This window comes from Pseudooceanicola sp. NS-SX8, assembly GCF_057380755.1.
Window position 1 is genome coordinate 2,061,831 of sequence record NZ_CM170819.1, and the last position, 20,469, is coordinate 2,082,299.

The 20,469-nt window shown below is 64.9% G+C and carries 23 protein-coding genes; 15 read left to right on the forward strand and 8 right to left on the reverse strand.

Going from position 1 to position 20,469, the window contains the following annotated elements; translation table 11 throughout:
• The first annotated feature begins 46 nt into the window (after window positions 1–46).
• The 3 genes from AC2IR1_RS09370 to AC2IR1_RS09380 are packed head-to-tail and all read left to right on the forward strand — an operon-like array spanning window position 47 to window position 2,642.
• Entirely contained in the window at window positions 47–949 is a 903-nt protein-coding gene (locus tag AC2IR1_RS09370; protein ID WP_486476012.1) for a manganese/iron ABC transporter ATP-binding protein, read from the forward strand.
• The gene (locus tag AC2IR1_RS09375) at window positions 946–1,809 is read left to right on the forward strand and encodes a metal ABC transporter permease (protein WP_486476013.1); all 864 of its coding nucleotides are present in this window, start codon (window positions 946–948) and stop codon (window positions 1,807–1,809) included. The genes AC2IR1_RS09370 and AC2IR1_RS09375 overlap by 4 nt, the downstream gene beginning before the upstream one ends.
• Window positions 1,806–2,642 (forward strand): metal ABC transporter permease, encoded by an 837-nt coding sequence (locus AC2IR1_RS09380; RefSeq protein WP_486476014.1) that lies wholly within the window; start codon window positions 1,806–1,808, stop codon window positions 2,640–2,642. Before AC2IR1_RS09375 ends, AC2IR1_RS09380 begins: the two co-directional genes overlap by 4 nt.
• A gap of 16 nt (window positions 2,643–2,658) precedes the next feature.
• Here AC2IR1_RS09380 and AC2IR1_RS09385 read toward each other — a convergent pair whose 3' ends face one another.
• Genes AC2IR1_RS09385 through rsxA form a run of 8 tightly spaced genes read right to left on the reverse strand, consistent with a single transcriptional unit; the run spans window position 2,659 to window position 9,049 of the window.
• Window positions 2,659–3,660, reverse strand: coding sequence for an FAD-dependent oxidoreductase (locus AC2IR1_RS09385; RefSeq protein ID WP_486476015.1), 1,002 nt, complete (start codon window positions 3,658–3,660; stop codon window positions 2,659–2,661).
• A complete protein-coding gene (locus tag AC2IR1_RS09390; RefSeq protein ID WP_486476016.1) occupies window positions 3,657–3,914 on the reverse strand; it encodes an RnfH family protein in 258 nt (85 codons plus the stop codon). The genes AC2IR1_RS09385 and AC2IR1_RS09390 overlap by 4 nt, the downstream gene beginning before the upstream one ends.
• Window positions 3,911–4,636 carry an electron transport complex subunit E gene (locus AC2IR1_RS09395; RefSeq protein WP_486476017.1) on the reverse strand — a complete coding sequence of 242 codons (726 nt, stop codon included), beginning with the start codon at window positions 4,634–4,636 and terminating at the stop codon, window positions 3,911–3,913. Before AC2IR1_RS09395 ends, AC2IR1_RS09390 begins: the two co-directional genes overlap by 4 nt.
• The gene (gene rsxG / locus AC2IR1_RS09400) at window positions 4,636–5,283 is read right to left on the reverse strand and encodes an electron transport complex subunit RsxG (protein WP_486476018.1); all 648 of its coding nucleotides are present in this window, start codon (window positions 5,281–5,283) and stop codon (window positions 4,636–4,638) included. The genes AC2IR1_RS09395 and rsxG overlap by 1 nt, the downstream gene beginning before the upstream one ends.
• Window positions 5,280–6,347, reverse strand: coding sequence for an RnfABCDGE type electron transport complex subunit D (locus AC2IR1_RS09405; protein WP_486476019.1), 1,068 nt, complete (start codon window positions 6,345–6,347; stop codon window positions 5,280–5,282). Before AC2IR1_RS09405 ends, rsxG begins: the two co-directional genes overlap by 4 nt.
• Entirely contained in the window at window positions 6,344–7,882 is a 1,539-nt protein-coding gene (rsxC, locus tag AC2IR1_RS09410; RefSeq protein WP_486476020.1) for an electron transport complex subunit RsxC, read from the reverse strand. The genes AC2IR1_RS09405 and rsxC overlap by 4 nt, the downstream gene beginning before the upstream one ends.
• A complete protein-coding gene (locus AC2IR1_RS09415; protein WP_486476021.1) occupies window positions 7,879–8,448 on the reverse strand; it encodes an RnfABCDGE type electron transport complex subunit B in 570 nt (189 codons plus the stop codon). The genes rsxC and AC2IR1_RS09415 overlap by 4 nt, the downstream gene beginning before the upstream one ends.
• Before the next feature lie 19 nt (window positions 8,449–8,467).
• On the reverse strand, window positions 8,468–9,049 hold the full coding sequence (gene rsxA / locus AC2IR1_RS09420) for an electron transport complex subunit RsxA (protein WP_486476022.1): 582 nt from the start codon (window positions 9,047–9,049) through the stop codon (window positions 8,468–8,470).
• Window positions 9,050–9,390: 341 nt separating this feature from the next.
• On the opposite strand from rsxA, the gene AC2IR1_RS09425 reads away from it, so the two are divergent.
• From AC2IR1_RS09425 to AC2IR1_RS09480, 12 genes are all read left to right on the forward strand, one after another.
• Entirely contained in the window at window positions 9,391–9,723 is a 333-nt protein-coding gene (locus AC2IR1_RS09425) for a 2Fe-2S iron-sulfur cluster-binding protein (protein WP_486476023.1), read from the forward strand.
• A 24-nt stretch (window positions 9,724–9,747) separates the two neighbouring features.
• Window positions 9,748–9,981, forward strand: a complete 234-nt coding sequence (locus AC2IR1_RS09430; RefSeq protein WP_486476395.1) for a 4Fe-4S binding protein — start codon at window positions 9,748–9,750, stop codon at window positions 9,979–9,981.
• On the forward strand, window positions 9,978–10,484 hold the full coding sequence (locus AC2IR1_RS09435) for a SoxR reducing system RseC family protein (protein WP_486476024.1): 507 nt from the start codon (window positions 9,978–9,980) through the stop codon (window positions 10,482–10,484). The genes AC2IR1_RS09430 and AC2IR1_RS09435 overlap by 4 nt, the downstream gene beginning before the upstream one ends.
• Entirely contained in the window at window positions 10,477–11,553 is a 1,077-nt protein-coding gene (locus tag AC2IR1_RS09440) for an FAD:protein FMN transferase (protein WP_486476025.1), read from the forward strand. The genes AC2IR1_RS09435 and AC2IR1_RS09440 overlap by 8 nt, the downstream gene beginning before the upstream one ends.
• A gap of 278 nt (window positions 11,554–11,831) precedes the next feature.
• Window positions 11,832–12,716: a nitrogenase iron protein gene (gene nifH, locus AC2IR1_RS09445; RefSeq protein ID WP_486476026.1), complete on the forward strand. Its 885-nt coding sequence runs from the start codon at window positions 11,832–11,834 to the stop codon at window positions 12,714–12,716.
• 103 nt (window positions 12,717–12,819) lie between these two features.
• A complete protein-coding gene (gene nifD / locus AC2IR1_RS09450) occupies window positions 12,820–14,331 on the forward strand; it encodes a nitrogenase molybdenum-iron protein alpha chain (RefSeq protein WP_486476027.1) in 1,512 nt (503 codons plus the stop codon).
• Between the two features lie 212 nt (window positions 14,332–14,543).
• A complete protein-coding gene (gene nifK, locus AC2IR1_RS09455; RefSeq protein ID WP_486476028.1) occupies window positions 14,544–16,082 on the forward strand; it encodes a nitrogenase molybdenum-iron protein subunit beta in 1,539 nt (512 codons plus the stop codon).
• Between the two features lie 234 nt (window positions 16,083–16,316).
• Window positions 16,317–17,882, forward strand: a complete 1,566-nt coding sequence (nifE, locus tag AC2IR1_RS09460; protein ID WP_486476029.1) for a nitrogenase iron-molybdenum cofactor biosynthesis protein NifE — start codon at window positions 16,317–16,319, stop codon at window positions 17,880–17,882.
• Window position 17,883: 1 nt separating this feature from the next.
• Window positions 17,884–19,269 carry a nitrogenase iron-molybdenum cofactor biosynthesis protein NifN gene (gene nifN / locus AC2IR1_RS09465; protein ID WP_486476030.1) on the forward strand — a complete coding sequence of 462 codons (1,386 nt, stop codon included), beginning with the start codon at window positions 17,884–17,886 and terminating at the stop codon, window positions 19,267–19,269.
• On the forward strand, window positions 19,244–19,729 hold the full coding sequence (gene nifX / locus AC2IR1_RS09470) for a nitrogen fixation protein NifX (RefSeq protein ID WP_486476031.1): 486 nt from the start codon (window positions 19,244–19,246) through the stop codon (window positions 19,727–19,729). Before nifN ends, nifX begins: the two co-directional genes overlap by 26 nt.
• Entirely contained in the window at window positions 19,729–20,202 is a 474-nt protein-coding gene (locus AC2IR1_RS09475) for a NifX-associated nitrogen fixation protein (protein WP_486476032.1), read from the forward strand. Before nifX ends, AC2IR1_RS09475 begins: the two co-directional genes overlap by 1 nt.
• A 56-nt stretch (window positions 20,203–20,258) precedes the next feature.
• Entirely contained in the window at window positions 20,259–20,468 is a 210-nt protein-coding gene (locus AC2IR1_RS09480; RefSeq protein WP_486476033.1) for a CCE_0567 family metalloprotein, read from the forward strand.
• The last annotated feature ends 1 nt before the right edge of the window (window position 20,469 follow it).

A 20,469-nucleotide genomic window follows, 5' to 3' on the forward strand; every position in this document is an offset into this window, starting at 1 on the left:
GCCCATGGGTGGGGCGCGTGCCGGCCAAGCGGCGGAAAGAGCGGAAATGACACAGAGCCAGATCAGCGACACCGGGACGGAGAGCGCGGAAGACGCCCGGGGCGGCGGCATCCATGCGCATGATGTCACCGTGACCTACAGGAACGGGCATACCGCGCTGCGTCATGCCAGTTTCGAGATCCCCCGCGGGACCGTCACGGCGCTGGTGGGGGTGAATGGGGCCGGAAAGTCCACCCTTTTCAAGGCTATCATGGGATTCGTGCCCGTCGCGGGCGGAGAGATCCGCCTGTTGGGCATGTCCGTGAAGGAGGCGCTCAAGAAGAACCTGGTTGCCTATGTCCCCCAGTCGGAGGAGGTCGACTGGTCCTTCCCGGTGCTGGTGGAAGACGTCGTGATGATGGGCCGTTACGGCCACATGGGTGTGCTGCGCAGACCGCGCAGGGCAGACCACGATGCGGTGGCCGAAGCGCTGGCCCGGGTCAACATGGGCGACTACCGTAAACGCCAGATCGGGGAGCTTTCGGGCGGTCAGAAAAAGCGCGTCTTCCTGGCACGCGCCCTGGCCCAGGAGGGGCAGGTGATCCTGCTGGATGAGCCCTTCACCGGTGTCGACGTCAAGACGGAGGAACAGATCATCGCCCTGCTGCGGGAGCTGCGTTCAGAGGGGCGGGTCATGCTGGTCTCCACCCACAACCTGGGCACCGTGCCCGAGTTCTGTGATCGGACGGTCCTGGTGAAGGGAACGGTCCTTGGCTATGGCCCGACGGAGACGACCTTTACCCACGAAAACCTGGCGAAGACCTTTGGGGGCGTCCTGCGGCATTTCACCCTGGGCGGGACCGACCTTCATGATGACGAGGATGAGCGCCAGATCTCCATCCTGACAGACGATGAACGCCCCTTCGTCCAGTACGGAGAGCAGACGAGGATCCGGGAGGGCGGAGAGTGAGCGTGCTGCTCGAACCTTTCGGGTACGGCTACATGGTGAACGCCATGTGGGTTTCGGCGCTGGTCGGGGGCGTCTGCGCCTTTCTTGCCGCTTTCCTGATGCTGAAGGGGTGGTCGCTGATCGGGGATGCGCTGTCCCATTCGGTCGTGCCGGGTGTCGCGGGCGCCTACATGCTGGGGCTGCCATTTGCACTTGGCGCCTTTCTGGCCGGGGGGCTGGCGGCCAGTGCGATGCTGTTCCTGTCCGACCGCAGCGGTTTGAAGACGGATGTGATCATCGGGCTGATCTTTACCAGCTTCTTCGGGCTGGGCCTGTTCATGGCCTCGGTCAACCCGATGGCGATTTCTCTGCAGACGATCACGATGGGCAACATCCTTGCGATCACGCCGGGCGATACCCTGCAACTGGCGATCATCGGTGTGGTGTCCCTGGCGGTGCTGCTGCTCAAGTGGAAGGACCTCGTGGTTGTCTTCTTCGACGAAAGCCATGCGAGGTCCATCGGCCTGCGTCCCGGACTGCTGAAAGGGGTTTTCTTCGTGCTTCTGGCCGCGTCGGTCGTGGCCGCGATGCAGACCGTTGGGGCCTTCCTGGTGATCGCCATGGTGGTGACGCCGGGGGCCACGGCCTATCTTCTGTGTGATCGCTTCCCGCGCCTCATCATGACCTCCGTCGCACTTGGCACGGGGACCAGTTTCGCAGGGGCCTATATCAGCTACTTCCTGGATGGGGCGACCGGCGGGGTGATCGTTCTGTTGCAGACCGGCCTGTTCCTGGCTGCCTTTGTGTGGGCACCGAAACATGGGATTCTTGCGGCACGGAGACGTGCGGCGGCGGCCCTGGCCGAGGAACCCGGCGCATGATCGAGACGATCCTTCTGCCCTTCCAGTTCCCCTTCATGCAGCAGGCCTTCCTGATCTGTGCCATCGTCGCCCTGCCGACGGCGCTGCTGTCCTGCTTCCTGGTTCTGAAGGGCTGGGCACTAATGGGGGATGCGATCAGCCACGCGATCCTTCCCGGCGTTGTTCTGGCCTATGTCGCGGGGTTGCCGCTGGTGCTTGGGGCCTTTGCGGCGGGCATGGTCACGGCATTGGCGACAGGGGCGCTGTCGGAAAACTCCCGCGTGAAGCAGGACACGGTTATGGGCGTTGTCTTTTCCGGCATGTTCGGGCTGGGGATCGTGCTCTACACCTCGATCCACACCAATGTGCACCTCGATCACATTCTCTATGGCAACATGCTGGGCGTCGGGCGCGAAGACCTGTGGACGGCGGGTTCGATTTCCCTCGTGGTCACGCTCTGCGTCGGGCTGAAGTGGCGGGATCTGCTCCTGCATGCCTTCGATCCTGCACAGGCGAGGGCTTCGGGGCTGCCGGTCAGGGTGCTTCACTACGGGTTGCTGACAGCGCTGTCGCTGACGATCGTGGCGACACTTACCGCGACGGGGCTGATCCTGGCGGTGGCACTTCTCATCGCGCCTGGGGCCATCGCCTTTCTTCTGGTGCGGCGCTTCGGACAGATGATGGTCGCTTCCGTCGTGATCTGCCTGGCATCCATGATGGCCGGTACCTATGCGAGCTTCTGGCTCGACAGTTCGCCCGCCGCGACCATCGTGCTCGTCCTCACGGCGGGCTTTGTGCTGGCCTTTGCAAACCGTTTGCGTGTCACGCGGGCAAGATCGCGGCGCGCCGGGTGATCACGCATCTGGCGTGTCACAGCGCCCGAGCGGAACCTGTTGCCGACTGCAGGGTGCGCGTCGCGCCCTTTCGGGCGTCACCGAGGATGAGGGCCGCCGGTCGTAAGGCTGAGATGCCGAACGGATCGCATGGGCACCAGCCGCTGCCGTCGGTGAGCCCCGCTGCGCCTGCGATCGTCCCTGCGCCAAGCGGCGTCATGAAGTTCACCACGTCGGCGGTCAAACGTCCGGCAGAGGTCTCCATCCATCCGCGATCTGCATCCACGGACAGGACCCGCCCGCCTTGGTCAGGGCGAAGCCACTGAATGAGGTCTGAAACGTCCCCCGGCAGGAGGTGCCGCAGCTGCCCGTGATGGCCACCGTCAAGGACGGTGAACCGGGCCGAGGTGCGTCTGGCGACCTCGGCCAGAGATCCGACCCGGTCCAGGGCGACCTGCGGGTGGGACATGGTTTCCGGTAAGCGCAGTACCAGGTGTTGCCCCTTGGTGATGCCCGCCAGGCGGGCCGCCAGGCGGCGGGCCTCTGCCAGGCTGCCAAGGGCAGCGGGCCAGGCATGCCGGGCCCGGGCATCCAGACCCGGCAGGTTTTCCTCCACTGCCGTTGTGCCGGGGGCGAGTATCAGCCGGTCGAAGGCAATGTTGCGCCCGCTGAAGCCCGCGACACGGGCGGCGGTCCAGTCGATACCGATGGCGTCATCCAGGTACAGTTCGACTCCGGCGGCGGAGAGGTCCGCAAACGTCGGGCCGGCGAGGGGGCGGACGAAGGCGCTGACCTGTTGCGGTAGTTCGGAACGTCCCGCAAGCCGCGCAGGATCCCGTTCCACCAGGGCCACGCGGTGACCGGCACGGGCCAGTGTCAGGGCCGCAGTTGCGCCGGCAGGACCGCCGCCGAGGATCAGGATCCGCTCCGCCGCCCCTGGACGGGATAGCGACAGGCCAGCAGAGATGGCACCGCCAAGCAGAAGGCCGTTGAAACGACGCCGGGTTAGCGCCGGGACGAGGGGGGACGCAGCTGTCATCTTTTCTTCTCCAGCAGTTCGGCTTCGGGGTGGATGGGGCGGTAGATCTCGATCCGGTCGCCTTCGGCCACGGGTTTGTCCAGCTTTGCCACCGCGCCGAAAATGCCCACGCGGTTACGGCCGAGGTCCAGGTCCGGAAACTGATCCAGAAGGCCCGAGGCCTCGATCACCTGCTGCACCGTGGCACCGGGATCGACATCCATGTTGCGCCAGACCTGGGCTCCGGGACGGGCATGGGCGACGGAGACGATCATCGGGGTTCTCCTTCCGGATCGGGCTGCAGCACGCCGATGGCGGTGAAGCTGCGCGGAGGTGTGTCGGGCAGGGGGACGGTGTGAGTCTTGCGGCGGCTGTCGGCCATGGACTTCAGCGCCAGTAGCCCGCCCAGCACGATGAACCCCCCCGGCGGCAGGATCAGCAGAAGGAAGCCATCGTAGTTCGGGAATACCGTGGTTTCGAGAAAGGCAAAGTGCGGTCCCAGAAGGACATCGGCATTGGCAAAGAGGGTGCCGGAGCCGAGCACTTCTCTCAACGCGCCAAGCAGGACCAGTGCGAGGGTGAACCCAAGCCCCATGGCAAGCCCGTCGACACCTGCGGCCAGCGGGGAGCAGCGGGAGGCAAAGGCCTCGGCCCGGCCGAGGATGGCGCAGTTCGTGACGATCAGCGGGATGAAAAGCCCCAGGACCTTGTGCAGGTCGTGGACCCATGCGTTCAGGGCCATGTCCACGACGGTGACGATGCAGGCGATCAGCAGGACGAAGGCGGGGATCCGGATCTCGGCCGTGATGAAGCTGCGCAAGGTGGAAACCGCCAGACCGGAGGCCACGAGGACCGCTGTCGTGGCCAGCCCCATTCCCAGGCCGTTCGTTGCGGTCCCCGTGACGGCGAGCAGCGGACACAGGGCAAGCATCTGTCCGAAAACGATGTTGTTGTCCCAGATCCCGTCGCGAAAGATCTTGCCGAACTCGGTCTGCATCAGTGTTCCTCCGGGTTTGCGGACAGCAGCGCTGCGCGGTTGCGATCCAGGAATTCCAGTCCGCGATGCACGGTTGCCACCACGGCCCGGGGCGTGATGGTGGCGCCCGAAAACTGGTCGAAGGTCCCGCCGTCGCGTTTCACCTTCCAGCCGTCAGGCGCGGGATCGGTGAGGGAGCGACCGACGAACCCTTCGATCCAGTCGCTTTTCGTTCGTTCGATCTTGTCGCCAAGGCCCGGCGTTTCGGCGTGGGAAAGGACCCGCACGCCCAGCAGTTCGCCCGACGGGGTAGCCGCCATCAGCACGCGGATTGCGCCGCCGTAGCCATACCCCGTCAGCTCCCAGGCCATGCCGGTGGTCGAGCCGTTCCGACGGGCCAGGTGGACCGTCACCTTTCCTTCCACCGGATCGTTCAGGGTGACCCGGGTTGTGCCGGGATCATTGTCATGCAGATCAGCCGGGATGACCTGCGCGAGGGAGTTCAGCATGTCCTCCGCCGCGCGTTCGGCGATTGCGTCGCGGGTCAGTTCGTCTGACGCGGCCAGGATCACGGCAGTGCCAAGCGCGAAGGCGGCCAGAAGGACACCGGGCGCCGAAGGGCCGGACAGGAAGCGGGACCATCTGGTCGGGGTCGTGACCTCCGTCATGTCCGCTCCTTGATGGGCAGGGGTTTGCCGGAACGGGTCCGCCCGAAGACGCGCGGACGTACGTAGGCCTCAATCAGGGGGGTGGCGGCGTTCATCAGCAGGACGGCAAAGGCGACGCCTTCCGGGAAGCTGCCCCAGGTGCGGATCACGAAGATCAGCGCCCCGATGCCGGTGCCGTAGATGGCCTTGCCCGCGGATGAGACGGGGGAGGTGACGTAGTCCGTGGCAATGAAGAAGGCACATAGCATGGTCGCGCCGGAGGTCAGGTGCAGAAGCGGCGGTGCATAGTGCGCAGGATCGACCGTGTTGGTCAGCCAGGCCAGCACTCCCAGCGTGCCCAGAACGGCGACCGGTACGACCGGCGTGATGATGCGGAGCAGGATCAGGCCCATGCCCCCGCCAAGAAGCAGCAGGGTGGCCGTTTCGCCAAGGCTGCCGGGAACCTTGCCCCAAAGGCGGGCGTCCAGCGACGGCAGCTCCGCCAGGATCGCAGAGAGGTCGCGCCCGGCGTCGAGGCCGCTCTTGACCGCCGCAAGCGTGGAGGCAGAGGAGACGGCATCCACCGGCGCGCCCGTGCCGAAGGTGATGGAAAGGGCTTCAGCCAGTTCGGGGCCGGTCCCGCCCATTGCGGGCACCCATGTGGTCATCTGTACGGGAAGCGCGACCAGCAGCATCGCGCGGGCGACCATGGCAGGATTGAAGAGGTTCTGACCCAACCCGCCAAAGACCTGCTTGCCCAGCACGATGGCGATGCCCGCGCCGGTCACGCCGACCCACCAGGGCGCCCAGGGCGGCAGGGTCAGCGCCACCAGCCATCCCGTCAGCAGGGCCGAGCCGTCTGTTGCAAAGGGGCCGATCGGACGCCCGGCCAGGGCCAGGCAGAGAATTTCGAAGGCTTCCGCGGCAATCAGGGTGATCACGAAAAGCAGCAGGGCCGGCCAGCCGAACTGCCACAGCCCGGCGATCGTGGCGGGCGCGAGGCAGACCATCACCGCCAGCATGGTGCGCGGCACGTTGAAGAGAGAGTGGGTATGCGGCCCGCTGGCCAGGATCGGGCCGCTCATGACCGCGCCTCCTGCGTGTCATCTGCCGGTGCGGTCGCTGTCCTTGCCGCCTCGGCTTCTGCGGCCTTCTTCGCCGCCATCTCTGCCTTGCGCCTAGCCATGGCCTGTCGCTTTGCCTCGGCGATGGCTTCCTGTCGGGCCGTGCGGGCCTCGGACAGGCGCCTGGTTTCATCGCGCTTGTGGCGCTGAGCTTCCTTCTCCGCCAGTTTGCCTCGGGCGTGGTTGAACCCCTGCACGAGCGGGATGCCGGAGGGGCAGATGAAGGCACAGCAGCCGCAATTCACGCAGTCGAGCAAACCGACATCCGCCGCACCTTCGAAGTCGCCGGCCTGGATGCGCGCGTTCATTTCGAACGGGGTCAGGCCACAGGGGCAGACCTGCATGCAGGAGCCGCAACGGATGCAGGGCATCGGCGTCTCCTTGCGGGTTTCGGCACGGGTGAGAGCCAGTATGCCGTTGGTGCCTTTCACGACAGGCACGCGCAGGTTGGTGATCGGTTGCCCCATCATCGGGCCACCCAGCAGCAAACGTTCCGGATCATCCACCATGCCGCCGCAAATCGCCAGTATATCGCCCACCGGGGTCCCGATGCGAACGCGCAGATTGGCGGGCCGGGCCACCCCGCGCCCGGACACCGTCAGCACGCGGGACGTCAAGGGTTCGCCGTAGCGCACGGCGAGGTGGACCGCATGGGCGGTGGCTGCATTTTGGACCACGACGCCCAGCTCTGCTGTTAGCGCACGCGCCGGAGTTTCCTGTCCGGTCAGGATTTTCACCAGGTGCTTTTCCGATCCCATGGGATACTGGGTCGGAACGATGCGTATCTCGATCGGGGTGCCGAGGCCCTGGGCGTGGCGGCGCATTGCGGCGGCGGCCTGGGGCTTGTTTGCCTCTATCGCGATGATGATGCGGCGCACGCCGAGCGCGCGGGCCATGATACCGGCGCCATCGGCGATCTCTTCTGCGTGTTCGCGCAACAGCCGGTCGTCGCAGGTCAGGTAGGGTTCGCATTCCGCAGCGTTCAGGACCAGGGTGTGCAGTGGGTAGCGATCACGCAGGTTCAGCTTCACCGCAGCGGGGAAGGTGGCGCCGCCCATGCCGACGATGCCTGCCTCGGCCACCCGGGCGGCGATTTGGGCAGGGGTCGCATCTTCCGGGCGCAGGCGGGGAAGGGGCGGCGTGGCGCGGTCTTCGCCATCGGGTCGGATGGTGATCGTCGTGACCGGCAGGCCGGATGGATGCGGCGCGGAAAAGGCGCCCACTGCAAGCACGGTTCCGGATGTGGGCGCATGTATCGCCGCCGAGACCGGAGAGACCGCCCGCCCGATCAGCTGTCCCCGCAGGACATGATCCCCACGTTTGACGATCGGCACGGCCTCGGCCCCGATATGTTGCTGCAGCGGCACCCGGAGAAGGGGCGGCAGGGGCATGTCCCGGATCGGCAGGTCCGCTGTCAGGAACTTCCGCGTTTCGGGATGGACCCCACCGAAGCCGGCAAAGAGCTTTGCGGGGTTGAGGAGCTGGACCAGTGTCATGCCTGTGCACCTTCCGTCAGGGTGATGCCCGCCGCGGGAAGGTCCCAATACCATCCGCGCAGGGAACGGGGCGGCGCGCGCAGCACGATCGCTTCGGTCGGGCAGACTTCGACACAGGCGTTGCAGCCGGTGCAGGCGGCGTCGAGCACGGTATGGATCTGCTTGGCGGCGCCCAGGATCGCGTCGGTCGGGCAGCGTTTGAGGCACTTGGTGCAGCCGGTGCAGTGATCTTCGAAGATGAAGGCGACCTGGGGAAGGGCGTCTCCCATGGCAGAAAGATCGGCGCCGCCGGCGTGACAGTCCGGGCCCAGGATCTCTGCCAGCTGTTCGGCTACTTCCCGACCGCCGGGTGGGCAAAGCGTGACGGGGGCGCTGCCATCGGCGATGGCTTCGGCGGCCCCATGGCAGCCCGGGTGCCCGCACTGGCCGCAATTCGTGCCCGGCAGGCAGTCTTCGATCTCATCCACGATGGGCGGGGTTTCCACGTGGAAGCGCCGGGCGGCGGCGCCAAGGATCAGCCCCAGCCCGAGGCCCAGGGAAGACATGGAAGCGGCAGCGAGGAGCATGGCGGTGTCCTTTCTCGGCTCAGTTGGGCACGAGGCCGGCGAAGCCCATGAAGGCCATGGACAGAAGGCCCGCTGTGATGAAGGCGATCGGCGCTCCGCTGAACGGGGTTGGCACGGCCAGTTGGGCCAGACGTTCCCGCAGCCCGGCAAAGAGAACCAGGACAAGCGTGAAGCCAAGTGCCGAGCCGAAGCCGTAGAGCAGGCTGCCGGCAAAACCGGTGCCTTCCTGGATGTTCAGCAGGGCGACCCCCAGGACGGCGCAGTTGGTGGTGATCAGCGGCAGGTAGATGCCAAGCGCGCGGTAAAGCCCCGGTGCCACCTTGCGCATCACGGTTTCGGTGAACTGCACGATCGCCGCAATTACCAGGATGAAGGCGAGGATACGCAGGTAGGTCAGTCCCAGCGGCTGCAGGATGGCGGCTTCCACCAGCCAGCTTGCGGCGGCGGCGAGGGTCAGCACGAAGGTTGTCGCCAGTCCCATCCCGATCGCGGAGTCGAGCTTTCGCGAAACCCCCATGAAAGGGCAGAGGCCCAGGAACTTCACCAGAACCACGTTGTTCACCAGCGCGGTGCCAAGCAGGACAAGAAAGAACTGTTCCATCGGGTGCCTCCGGGTGCCTCGGATCGGGGAGCGGCGCGGTCCGCCGGTCGAGGGGGGAAGAGCAAGGGGCGTGCCAAGCGGAAAGGTCGGGCATCGGGTGGAAGAAGGCAGACCGTACTGTCAGCCCCGTGACCCTCGATCTTCCCCGGAATGCAGTGGGCCCGGGAATGCAATGGGAATGTCGCCTTGCCGACAAATTGTCAGGTCGCGTCGCGAAGGAGGCATGGGTGGCGGGGCTCTCGTCCCCCGATGCGGCGGTGAGGGCGCCTCTGACAGTTGGCACGTTGCTTGCTGTTCCTTCCCGAAGCCAGCGCATTGCGCGAGTAGAGCCGGAGGCCGCGATGAAGGACGCGATGATCGACAACGAGGCGGGAGAGGCGACCCCGGTCGCGACCGCCCGGATGACCTTCACCGACATAGGCGCCACGGTCACGGTGCCATCGGGTACCCGCATCGTCGATATCGCCGAACGGCTGGGGGCCGGGATCACCACCGGTTGCCACGAAGGGGATTGTGGCAGTTGCCTGGTCCATATCGAGGACGGCGCCGATGGTCTGTCCGAACCCTCGGCGCTTGAACTGCGGGTGCTGCGCGATGCCATGGCAGGCCGCAAAGACAGGCTTGCCTGCCAGTGCCGTGTCCTGTCGGGCCATATCACCCTGCGTCCGGGCTGACCGGCACCGCTTTCACCTTCCTCAATTCAACCGAAACCGAAAACGCGAAAGGATCCTACCATGGCCATGTTCATCAATGCCGATCTTTGCACCTCCTGCGGGGATTGCGAACCGGTCTGCCCGACGGGGGCGATCATCCCCAAGAAGGGGGTCTACTTCATCCAGGCCAGCATCTGCACCGAATGCGAGCCCGATCACGATATGCCCCAATGCCTTGCCTCCTGCCTGGAGGACGGCTGCATCGTGCCGGCAGAATGATGGCGGGCGATGGTGAAACCCGCCGCCTGCAACAGCGTATGACGGTCTCGGGCATCCGGGATGGACAAGCCGCGGTCGAAGGGCATGGCGCCGAGGCCTGCGGCAGCTGCGCCGTCAGTTCCGGCTGTGCAGCGGCCGCGCTCGTGCAGCTGGTCGCCGCGCGCAAGAAGGCAGCGGAAGAGGCGAATGCACCCCAGATGATCACGCTCGACGCGCTGAAGATACCGGCGCCCGAGGGGGTGCAATCCGGCGATCAGGTGGAGGTGAGCGTGCCCGTCGACCGCCTTATGGGCGCGGCGGTTCTTGCCTGGCTTCTTCCCGCGCTGGTTCTCGTTGCCGGTGCATCGGTCATGACCGGCCTGGGATTGCCTGACTGGGCTGTGGTGCTGGTCTGTGTTCCGCTGTTCGCGCTCTCTCTGGTTCCCTTGCGGCGGGCCGAACTGCAGGGCATGGGACTGCGCATCGACGCCGTTCTGTCACGCAAGTCGCAACCTGATGCGTAATGCAGTCCTTGGGCTGGCCGTGTTGCTGGCCCTTGGCGGTCTGGGCGGCGTGCGCGCGGCTCAGGACAGGCAGGAGCACCGCGAAACTCTTTATGTCTTTGGAACGCTGGTGGAAATCGTGCTGCGGGACGTGTCCGCCGCCCGTGCCGAAGCCGCCTTCGAAGACATCGGGGCCAGGCTGCAACAACTGCATCGCGACTGGCACGCCTGGCGTCCGGGCGCATTGGACGAGGTGAACCGCGCCATCGCCGCAGGCCACGCCGCGCCCGTGGGTCAACAGTTGGAAGGGGTCCTTCGCCTCGGGCAGCGGTTGTCCTGCGAAAGTGAAGGTTTGTTCGATCCCGGCATCGGTGCACTGGTCGGCCTCTGGGGGTTTCACGAAGACAGTCCGCCGGTCAGCGCCTTGCCCTCAACCGCGCGGATCGAAGCTCTGGTTTCGGAACATCCGTCCATTGCCGATCTGTCCCTGGGGCAGGGGCACGTCCTTTCCGGCAATCGGGCGGTATCTCTCGACCTTGGGGGATTTGCCAAAGGCGCGGCGTTGGACCTGATTGGTGAAATGTTGCGCGAGCGCGGGATCGGAAACGCGGTGCTGAACGCGGGCGGGGACGTCAACGTGATGGGGGCCCACGGCGGGCGGCCCTGGCGGGTCGCGATCCGCGATCCCTTCGTCTGGGGGGCGGTTGCCTCGGTCGACATGGCACCGGGGGAGGTTCTCTATACCTCCGGCAACTACGAACGCTTCTTCGAGGTCGGGGGAATTCGCTTCGCCCATATCCTGGACCCACGGACAGGCTGGCCTGTACAGGATGTCGTTTCGGTCTCTGTCCTGGCAAGGAACGGGGCACGGGCAGACGCCGCCGCGACGGCGTTGAGCGTCGCGGGGGAGGCGGCCTGGCCCCGGATCGCCGCGCGGATGCAGGTTTCCGATGTCCTGATGATCACGGGGGAGGGGCGCATGCTGGCAACCCCCGGCATGGCTGCGCGGCTGGATCCGGTCGCCGGATCCTTTCCGCGCCCGCTGGAGATTGTCACCCTTCCCCAGGTCCCGGCACCGCCCTGCGGCTGAGTGAGCCTTGCCTGAGCTGTCTGCCCGCACCGCGCCCCACAGGCGCGGTGCTTTGCCTTTGTCGCTCCAGGCTTTTCACGGGACAGATCGCGCGCATCACCGCATGTGCTGTCGGCTTTGTTGCCTTTGCTCCAATTGTAGGGGTGGCGCTATCTGGCTGAAGTTAAAATGAATTTTACTCCGAAAGGGCTTGGCACGGTTCCTGCTGATTTCACCCTGAGCGCGGTCGCGCACCGTCTCGCACCCGAGTGAACGTAACGCAACCAAAGGAACCTGATATGAGCGACCTTCGTCAGATCGCCTTTTACGGCAAGGGGGGGATCGGCAAATCCACCACCTCCCAGAACACCCTCGCCGCCCTCGTTGAACTGGGTCAGAAGATCCTGATCGTGGGCTGTGACCCGAAGGCGGACTCGACCCGCCTGATCCTGAACTCCAAGGCGCAGGATACTGTGCTGCACATGGCCGCCGAGATGGGCTCGGTCGAGGACCTGGAACTGGAAGACGTCCTGAAGGTCGGCTACCGGGACATCAAGTGCGTTGAATCCGGCGGGCCCGAGCCGGGCGTCGGCTGTGCCGGCCGCGGTGTGATCACCGCCATCAACTTCCTGGAAGAGAACGGCGCCTACGACGACGTCGATTATGTTTCCTACGACGTTCTGGGCGACGTGGTCTGCGGCGGTTTCGCCATGCCGATCCGGGAAAACAAGGCCCAGGAAATCTACATCGTCATGTCGGGCGAGATGATGGCGCTCTACGCGGCCAACAACATCGCCAAGGGCATCCTGAAATACGCCAACTCCGGCGGTGTGCGCCTGGGCGGCCTGATCTGCAACGAGCGCCAGACCGACAAGGAACTGGAACTGGCCACCGCCATGGCCGAGAAGCTGGGCTCCCAGCTGATCCACTTCGTGCCCCGCGACAACATCGTGCAGCACGCCGAACTGCGCCGCCAGACGGTGCTGCAGTACGCGCCCGACAGCAAGCAGGCCAACGAGTACCGCGAGCTGGCGCAGAAGATCCACGCCAACTCCGGCAAGGGTGTGATCCCGACCCCGATCACCATGGAAGAGCTGGAGGAGATGCTGATGGAATTCGGCATCATGCAATCCGAGGACGAACGCCTGGCTGCCATCGCGGCATCGGACGCCGTCGCCGGCTGAGCCGGTCCCGGTGCGTCCCGGGACGCACCCCACGCATTGCCACGGGGGGCCGCTTCGGGCCCTCCCTCCCCAGAAACCGTGTCAGTGAAAAGGAGCCAAAAGGATGGCCAAGGATCACGCAAACGGGCCGGAAGACTACGAAGCGCTTATCGAAGAAGTGCTCGAAGCCTATCCGGAGAAATCCAGGAAGCGGCGCGCGAAGCACCTGACGGTGTCCAAGGCGGCCGAGGAAGAGCCCGATGCCACTACCGGCATCGCGTCCAAGTGCGACACCCAGAAGTCCAACATCAAGTCCGTGCCGGGTGTCATGACCATCCGTGGCTGCGCCTACGCGGGCTCCAAGGGGGTGGTCTGGGGGCCGGTCAAGGACATGGTCCACATTTCCCACGGGCCCGTCGGTTGCGGCCAGTACAGCTGGTCCCAGCGGCGCAACTACTACATCGGCAAGACCGGCGTGGACAGCTTCGTGACGATGCAGTTCACCACCGATTTCCAGGAAAAGGACATCGTCTTCGGCGGTGACAAGAAGCTGGAAAAGACCATCGACGAGATCAACGAGCTGTTCCCGCTTTCGAATGGTACCACGATCCAGTCTGAATGCCCCATCGGCCTGATCGGCGATGACATCGAAGCGGTGGCGCGCAAGAAGAACAAGGAAACCGGCAAGACCATGGTGCCCGTCCGCTGCGAGGGTTTCCGCGGTGTCAGCCAGTCCCTTGGTCACCACATCGCCAACGACGCTGTGCGCGACTGGGTGTTCGAGACCGAGGACAGCGATGCCGTGAAGTCCTACGAACCCGGCCCCTACGACGTGAACGTCATCGGTGACTACAACATCGGTGGTGACGCCTGGGCCTCCCGCATCCTGCTGGAAGAGATGGGCCTGAACGTGGTCGGAAACTGGTCCGGTGACGCGACCCTGGCCGAGATCGAGCGCGCCCCGAAAGCCAAGCTGAACCTGATCCACTGCTACCGGTCGATGAACTACATCTGCCGCTACATGGAGGAGAAGCACGGCATCGGCTGGATGGAATACAACTTCTTCGGCCCCACGCAGATCGCCGCGTCGCTGCGCGCCATCGCGAAGAACTTCGACGAGACGATCCAGGAAAACGCCGAGAAGGTCATCGCCAAGTACCAGCCGCTGGTGGACGAGGTCATCGCCAAGTTCCGCCCGCGCCTCGAAGGCAAATCGGTGATGCTTTATGTCGGCGGCCTGCGTCCGCGCCACGTTGTCACCGCCTACGACGACCTGGGGATGGTCATCGCCGGCACGGGCTACGAGTTCGGCCATGCGGACGACTACAAGCGGACCGGCCACTATGTGAAGGAAGGCACGCTGATCTACGATGACGTCACCGGCTACGAGCTGGAGAAGTTCATCGAGAAGATCCGCCCCGACCTGGTCGGTTCCGGCATCAAGGAGAAGTACCCGGTGCAGAAGATGGGCATCCCGTTCCGCCAGATGCACAGCTGGGACTACTCGGGCCCGTACCACGGCTACGACGGCTTCGCCATCTTCGCCCGTGACATGGACCTGGCGATCAACAACCCGGTCTGGGGCATGTACGACGCGCCCTGGGACAAGGCCCCGGAAGCGATCGCGGCCGAGTAATCGCGGCTCCCGGACGGTGGATTTCATCCACCCTACGGCAGAGGCGACGGCCAGAGTTCCGCGTAGGGTGGATGCAATCCACCGTACCGGCCCGGCCATCGGCCCGCGCGACAAAAGACGGAGGGCGGCAGCCCGCCCTCCCGCACTCCCGCCAATTTTCTTCACCCAAGGCGCGTCTCGGAATGCGGACGGCCAACAGAAGGATCACAGCCATGCCACAGTCGGCAGACAAGGTGCTCGATCACGCACCCCTCTTCCAGCAGCCCGAATACAAGGAGATGCTGGAGAACAAGAAGATCAAGTTCGAATGCGGTCACCCGGATGAGCTCATCCAGGAGATCGGCGACTGGACCAAGTCCTGGGAATATCGCGAAAAGAACCTGGCCCGCACGGCCCTGACGGTGAACCCGGCCAAGGCCTGCCAGCCTCTTGGCGCCGTCTTCGCCTCCCAGGGCTACGAGGCCACCATGCCTTTCGTGCATGGCTCCCAGGGCTGCGTTGCCTACTACCGCTCCCACCTGTCGCGTCACTTCAAGGAGCCGAGCTCCTGTGTGTCCTCGTCGATGACCGAGGATGCGGCCGTCTTCGGCGGCCTCGTGAACATGGTGGACGGCCTGGCCAACACCAAGGCGCTCTACGATCCCAAGATGATTGCAGTGTCGACCACCTGCATGGCGGAAGTCATCGGGGACGACCTGAATTCCTTCATCCAGCAGGCCAAGCAAAAGGGCTCCGTCGCGGAAGATTTCGACGTGCCCCATGCCCACACGCCGGCCTTTGTCGGCTCCCACGTCGATGGCTATGACAACATGCAGAAGGGCATCCTGAGCCACTTCTGGGACGAGGCGGAGCGCACCGCGAACGAGACCATCAACATCATCCCCGGCTTCGATGGGTTCGCCGTTGGAAACAACCGTGAAATCAAGCGTATGCTGGACGAGATGGAAGTCGATTTCACCTTCCTCAGCGACGTGTCCGACGTCTACGACACGCCGTCCGATGGTGAATTCCGGATGTACTCCGGCGGCACCAAGCTGGAGGACGCCAAGGCAGCGCTGAATGCCAAGGCCACGATCTCCCTGCAGGAATGGTGCACGCCCAAGACGATGGAATACATCGCGGGCAAGGGCCAGCAGACCGAGGCGCTGCACTACCCGATGGGCATCCAGGCCACGGACGAGTTCCTGATGAAGGTGTCCGAGCTGACCGGCAAGGCAATCCCCGACAGCCTCAAGCTGGAACGTGGTCGCCTGGTCGACGCCCTGGCCGACAGCCAGGCGCACCTGCACGGCAAGACCTTCGCCATCTACGGTGATCCGGACTTCGTCTATGCCATGGCCCGTTTCGTGATGGAGATGGGCGGAGAGCCGATCCATTGCCTGGCCACCAACGGCGGCAAGAAATGGGCCAAGCAGATGGAAGAGCTCCTGGCCTCCTCGCCCTTCGGCAGGCAGGGTCAGGTCTGGGCCGGCAAGGACCTGTGGCACATGCGCTCGCTCCTGAATACGGAACCCTGCGACATGCTCATCGGCAACAGCTACGGCAAGTACCTGGAGCGCGACACCGGCACCCCGCTGATCCGCCTCATGTTCCCGATCTTCGACCGTCACCACCACCACCGCTTCCCCACCATGGGGTACCAGGGGGCGCTGAACGTGCTGGTGAAGCTTTTGGACACGGTCTTCGACAAGCTGGACCAGGACACGATCATCCCGGGCGAGACCGATTACAGCTACGACCTGACCCGCTGATCCCACGGAAGGGGCGTCCCGGTGACGGGCCGCCCGTTCCGATCCCCGGACCGGCAGCCCCTGGGCTGCCGGTTTTTTGTCGCCAGCTGTGGAAAGGCGCCATTGTCGGGAAGGCGACAATGCTTCCCTCCGCGCGTCGATTGGCGGCGAACCGTCCGGTTGAAAGGTCCCGGCGCTTGGCACGGAGCTTGCTGTTCCAATTCCGAACAGGATCCCACAGCCAGGAGACGCGCCATGAGCGATGCCGTGAAGCAGAAGATAGCCGATGTTTTCGACGAACCTGCCTGCGGGACCAATGTCTCCAAGTCCGAACAGCAGCGCAAGAAGGGCTGTGCCAAGCCGCTGACGCCGGGCGCGGCGGCTGGGGGCTGTGCCTTCGACGGGGCAAAGATCGCCCTGCAGCCGATTGTCGATGTCGCCCATCTGGTGCATGCGCCCCTGGCCTGCGAAGGCAATGGCTGGGACAACCGCGGTGCTGCGTCGTCCGGGTCGGAGCGCTATCGCACCGGGTTCACTACGGACATGACGGAGCTGGATATCGTCATGGGCTATGGCGAGAAGAAGCTGTTCCGCGCGATCCGCGAAGTCATCGCGGCGGAACAGCCGCCTGCGGTCTTCGTCTATTCGACCTGCGTGCCGGCCCTCATCGGTGACGACATCGACGCTGTCTGCAAGGTCGCGTCGGAGAAGTTCGGCACCCCCTGCATTCCGATCAACGCCCCGGGTTACGTCGGATCCAAGAACCTCGGCAACAAGCTGGCGGGCGAGGCGATGCTGGATCACGTGATCGGCACGTTGGAGCCGCGGGAGAGCACCCGCTACGACATCAACATCGTGGGCGATTACAACCTGTCGGGCGAGCTGTGGCAGGTGAAGCCGCTGCTGGACAAGCTGGGCATCCGCATCCTGGGGTCAATGTCCGCCGATGCCCGCTACCGGCAGGTTGCCATGATGCACCGCGCCAAGGTGACCATGATGGTCTGCTCCAAGGCGCTTATCAACGTGGCCCGAAAGCTGGAAGAGCGTTACGGGATCCCGTTCTTCGAGGGGTCCTTCTACGGCATTACCGATACCTCGGACGCCCTGCGCACCATGTGCCGGATGCTGGTGGAGCAGGGTGCGGAGGCAGGGCTTCTGGACCGCTGCGAGGCCCTGATCGAGGTCGAAGAGGCCAAGTTGCGCGCCGATCTGGAGGCCTATCGCCACCGGGTCGAGGGCAAGCGCGTGCTGCTCTACACCGGTGGGCACAAGAGCTGGTCCGTCGTCTCTGCCCTGCAGGAGCTGGGGATGGAGGTCATCGGGACCTCGGTCCGCAAGGCCACGGAAGAGGACAAGGGCCGCGTCGTGGACATCATGGGCGACGACAAGCACATGTTCGACAACATGGCGCCCAAGGACATGTACCGCCTGCTGAAGGAGGCCGGCGCCGATGTGCTCATGTCGGGCGGCCGCAGCCAGTTCGTGGCGCTGAAGGCCAAGATGCCCTGGGTCGACGTGAACCAGGAGAAGCACGAACCCTACGCGGGGTACATGGGTATGGTCGATCTGGTGCGCGCCATCGACCGGGCGTGCAACAACCCGATGTGGCAGGAGCTGCGGGCGCCTGCACCCTGGGAGGAACCGCTGCCCACCGGGGCCGTACTGCCGGCACCCACGGGCAACTGCCCGGTGACAGGCATCCCTGCGGGCGTATCCCGTCCCGTGACGCTGGTCCCGCCGATGCCACCCGCCAAGGAAGAGGTGCCGCAGGCGAATGTCACGGCATTCACCTCTTCTGCAACCGATTTCGAGGATTGCTGAGATGGCCAAGCTGGTACACCCGAAACGGGCCCTGTCGACCAATCCATTGAAAAGCTCGACCCCGCTGGGGGCCGCTCTGGCCTACCTGGGGATCGAAAGGTCGATCCCGCTGTTTCACGGCTCGCAGGGCTGCACCGCCTTCGCGATGGTCCACCTCGTGCGGCACTTCAAGGAAGCCGTGCCGCTGCAGACCACGGCGATGAACGAGGTGTCGACGATCCTCGGAGGGGCCGACCAGATCGAGGAAGCAATCGAGAACCTGCGCAAGAAGTCCGCGCCGGGCTTTATCGGCATCGCCTCCACCGCGCTGACAGAAACGCGCGGAGAGGACGTGCCCGGTGAATTGAAGGAGATCCTGTCGCGTCGGGCGGACTTCGCGGACACATCCGTGGTCTATGCCTCCACGCCTGATTTCGACGGTGCCCTGCAGGATGGCTGGGCCAGTGCCGTGGAAGCCATTGTCGACGCCATGGTGCCGGCCTGCAGCGAACACGATCCCGACCTGCGCCAGGTCACCCTGCTTTGCGGGTCCCACCTGACCCCGGCGGAGGTGGAGGAACTGGTGCGCATGATCCGTGCCTTCGGGCTGGATCCCCTTGTGCTGCCCGACATCTCGACCTCCCTCGATGGCCACATGAGCGACAACTGGTCCGGAACATCCCAGGGAGGGACGCCCGTGGAGCGGATCGCGGAAGTCGCAAAGAGCGCCTTCACCCTGGCTGTCGGCGAAAGCATGCGCGGCGCGGCCAAGCTGATCGAGGACCGGGCCATGGTGCCCTACCGGGTGTTCCAGTCGGTCACCGGGTTGAAGCCCGTCGATGCTTTCGTCCGTACCCTGATGGCGCTTTCCGGGCAGCAGGAACCGCCTGCCTCCATCGCCCGGGACCGGTCGCGGCTGGTCGATGCCGCGCTTGATGCGCATTTCCATACCGGTGGGTTGAAGGTGGCCATCGGTGCCGACCCGGACCTGCTGTTCTCGCTTTCCTCCGCCTTGACCTCGATGGGCGCGGAAATCGTGACCGCGGTGACCACCAGCCCGCACAGCCCGCTGATCGACCGGATGCCCTGCGCCGAGGTGACCCTTGGGGATCTGGGCGATTTCGAACGCTCCGCGAAAGAGCAGGGCGCGCAGATCCTGCTGACCCATTCCCACGGGCGCCATGCCGAACACCGCCTGCATGTTCCGCTGCTGCGCGTGGGGTTCCCGGTGTTCGACCGGATCGGCGCGCAGGATGCCTGCCGCGTCGGATATCGCGGCAGCCGGGCGTTCCTCTACGAGGTCGCCAATGTCGTGCAGGCCCAGCATCACCGTTCGCGGCCCGAGGATTTCGGCGCCGCCCCCATTGCAGAGGAGTTCGAACATGTCCCGCACGCTGCGACTTGTTGAGGAAGAGGCGGCGCCCGCGCCCGGTGAGACACCGCTGCGCATCGCCATCGCGACCAACGACATGGAAAACCTGAATGCCCACTTCGGGTCCGCGAAGAAATTCGTGGTCTACGAGGTCTGGAAGACCGGGTCGCGTTTCCTTGCCGCGCATGAGTTCACGAACGTGACGAAGCAGAAAGGCAAGCACGACGATCAGGACGACAAGATCACGCCCAAGGTCGAAGCGCTGGAAGGCTGTGCGCTGCTCTTCGCGCTCGCGGTGGGTGGTCCCTCCGCGGCCAAGGTGGTGAAGGCAGGCATCCACCCGATCAAGCGCAAGGATCCCGAACCGATCGGCGCGGTGATCGAACAGGTCCAGGTGATGCTGAACGGCACGCCGCCGCCCTTCCTGCGCAAGATTCTGGGCACCTTCGAGAAGCCCGATTTCATGGACTACCTGGATGAAGAGGAAACCGTCTGATGAGCATTGAAACCCTGGCTACCCCGCGCGGTGGCGCCATGGTCGAAAGCCCCTTCCTGGATCAGCTCGCCGCGGTGATCCGAGCCGAAGACAGCTATGGCCAGTGGGATGACAAGACCGATGCCGACATCCTGTCGGAATTCATCGTCACCAAGGAGGAACGCCGGGATATCCCGATCATCGGTGATCCCGATCCGGACGTCATGTGGCGGGTGACGAAGTTCTACGACGCGGCCGGTCTGCTGATCGAAAAGCGCACCGGCTGCATGGCCAGCCAGATGCAGAAGATGAGCCATGAAGGTTTCGGCCGCGTCGTGCTGCTTGCCGGAAAGCTCGTCGTCACCTCCAGGCACCTGCGCGACATCCACCGTTTCGGTTTCGAAACCTGGGAGAAACTGGCCGCCGCGGGCGACAAGGTGGTGGAGGAGGCAAGCGCCGTCATCGACAGCTTCCCCGAAGCTGCCCGCGCCTGACCTATAGCCCGGTCGGGGCAAGCACGCCCCGTCCCGCCAACCGAAAGGACCATCCGATGGAGATTGAAGAGCTGGAAAAACGCGTGAAGAAGCTCTCCATGCGTTCGACCGATGCGAAGATGAACCTGCACGACCTCGCGGAGGAGCTCCCGACCGATTGGGAGAAGATCCCCGAAGTGGCGGAGCAGACCTTCCTTGTCTTCAAGGAGCTGACCGCCGCCCGGCGAGAGCTGAAAGCGGCAAAGAAAGCCGCGGAAGGGGTCTGAG

What these genes read in the sequence shown, in the direction of transcription:
- AC2IR1_RS09435 (WP_486476024.1), top strand. Translation starts at nt 9,978, where the DNA reads ATGATGGCGGGCGATGGTGAAACCCGCCGCCTGCAACAGCGTATGACG.
- nifK (WP_486476028.1), top strand. Translation starts at nt 14,544, where the DNA reads ATGCCACAGTCGGCAGACAAGGTGCTCGATCACGCACCCCTCTTCCAG.
- rsxG (WP_486476018.1), bottom strand. Translation starts at nt 5,283, where the DNA reads ATGACGGAGGTCACGACCCCGACCAGATGGTCCCGCTTCCTGTCCGGC.
- AC2IR1_RS09405 (WP_486476019.1), bottom strand. Translation starts at nt 6,347, where the DNA reads ATGAGCGGCCCGATCCTGGCCAGCGGGCCGCATACCCACTCTCTCTTC.
- AC2IR1_RS09390 (WP_486476016.1), bottom strand. Translation starts at nt 3,914, where the DNA reads ATGATCGTCTCCGTCGCCCATGCCCGTCCCGGAGCCCAGGTCTGGCGC.
- AC2IR1_RS09480 (WP_486476033.1), top strand. Translation starts at nt 20,259, where the DNA reads ATGGAGATTGAAGAGCTGGAAAAACGCGTGAAGAAGCTCTCCATGCGT.
- nifH (WP_486476026.1), top strand. Translation starts at nt 11,832, where the DNA reads ATGAGCGACCTTCGTCAGATCGCCTTTTACGGCAAGGGGGGGATCGGC.
- nifN (WP_486476030.1), top strand. Translation starts at nt 17,884, where the DNA reads ATGGCCAAGCTGGTACACCCGAAACGGGCCCTGTCGACCAATCCATTG.
- AC2IR1_RS09440 (WP_486476025.1), top strand. Translation starts at nt 10,477, where the DNA reads ATGCGTAATGCAGTCCTTGGGCTGGCCGTGTTGCTGGCCCTTGGCGGT.
- nifD (WP_486476027.1), top strand. Translation starts at nt 12,820, where the DNA reads ATGGCCAAGGATCACGCAAACGGGCCGGAAGACTACGAAGCGCTTATC.
- AC2IR1_RS09370 (WP_486476012.1), top strand. Translation starts at nt 47, where the DNA reads ATGACACAGAGCCAGATCAGCGACACCGGGACGGAGAGCGCGGAAGAC.
- AC2IR1_RS09425 (WP_486476023.1), top strand. Translation starts at nt 9,391, where the DNA reads ATGAAGGACGCGATGATCGACAACGAGGCGGGAGAGGCGACCCCGGTC.
- AC2IR1_RS09475 (WP_486476032.1), top strand. Translation starts at nt 19,729, where the DNA reads ATGAGCATTGAAACCCTGGCTACCCCGCGCGGTGGCGCCATGGTCGAA.
- AC2IR1_RS09380 (WP_486476014.1), top strand. Translation starts at nt 1,806, where the DNA reads ATGATCGAGACGATCCTTCTGCCCTTCCAGTTCCCCTTCATGCAGCAG.
- rsxC (WP_486476020.1), bottom strand. Translation starts at nt 7,882, where the DNA reads ATGACACTGGTCCAGCTCCTCAACCCCGCAAAGCTCTTTGCCGGCTTC.
- nifE (WP_486476029.1), top strand. Translation starts at nt 16,317, where the DNA reads ATGAGCGATGCCGTGAAGCAGAAGATAGCCGATGTTTTCGACGAACCT.
- nifX (WP_486476031.1), top strand. Translation starts at nt 19,244, where the DNA reads ATGTCCCGCACGCTGCGACTTGTTGAGGAAGAGGCGGCGCCCGCGCCC.
- AC2IR1_RS09385 (WP_486476015.1), bottom strand. Translation starts at nt 3,660, where the DNA reads ATGACAGCTGCGTCCCCCCTCGTCCCGGCGCTAACCCGGCGTCGTTTC.
- AC2IR1_RS09415 (WP_486476021.1), bottom strand. Translation starts at nt 8,448, where the DNA reads ATGCTCCTCGCTGCCGCTTCCATGTCTTCCCTGGGCCTCGGGCTGGGG.
- rsxA (WP_486476022.1), bottom strand. Translation starts at nt 9,049, where the DNA reads ATGGAACAGTTCTTTCTTGTCCTGCTTGGCACCGCGCTGGTGAACAAC.
- AC2IR1_RS09395 (WP_486476017.1), bottom strand. Translation starts at nt 4,636, where the DNA reads ATGCAGACCGAGTTCGGCAAGATCTTTCGCGACGGGATCTGGGACAAC.